The sequence below is a fragment of the Kytococcus schroeteri genome (genome assembly GCF_002847825.1).
GTDB classification, from domain to species: domain Bacteria; phylum Actinomycetota; class Actinomycetes; order Actinomycetales; family Dermatophilaceae; genus Kytococcus; species Kytococcus schroeteri.
Genome location: NZ_PKIZ01000114.1, coordinates 1 through 335, shown reverse-complemented (window position 1 = coordinate 335; position 335 = coordinate 1). Strand labels below are relative to the sequence as shown.

General features: G+C 59.1%; 1 protein-coding gene and 1 pseudogene. Both read left to right on the top strand.

Going from position 1 to position 335, the window contains the following annotated elements; translation table 11 throughout:
• The first annotated feature begins 37 nt into the window (after nucleotides 1-37).
• Nucleotides 38-124: a hypothetical protein gene (locus CYJ76_RS13270; RefSeq protein WP_414467297.1), complete on the top strand. Its 87-nt coding sequence runs from the start codon at nucleotides 38-40 to the stop codon at nucleotides 122-124.
• Nucleotides 99-236, top strand: a pseudogene (locus tag CYJ76_RS13265) (EF-Tu C-terminal domain-related protein); the annotation flags it as partial. The gene CYJ76_RS13270 and the pseudogene CYJ76_RS13265, both read left to right, overlap by 26 nt.
• Nucleotides 237-335: the final 99 nt, after the last annotated feature.

The window sequence follows — 335 nt, the reverse complement described above, 5'->3', positions numbered from 1 at the left end:
TCGCGGTACCGTTGTTACCGGCCGTGTTGAGCGTGGCATCCTGAACCTGAACGACGAGGTTGAGATCCTGGGTATCCGCGAGAAGTCCCAGAAGACCACTGGTTATGCCGGGCGACAACGTTGACATGTCCGTCACCCTGATCCAGCCGGTTGCTATGGACGAGGGCCTGCGCTTCGCTATCCGTGAGGGTGGCCGCACCGTTGGCGCTGGTCGCGTTACCAAGATCAACAAGTAGTCTTTACTACTCGCATGATCGCCGCTTAGCGCTCTAAGCGCTAAACGGTTTCAAGGCCCCGGGTTCCGTAAAGGAGCCCGGGGCCTTCTGCATGACCTG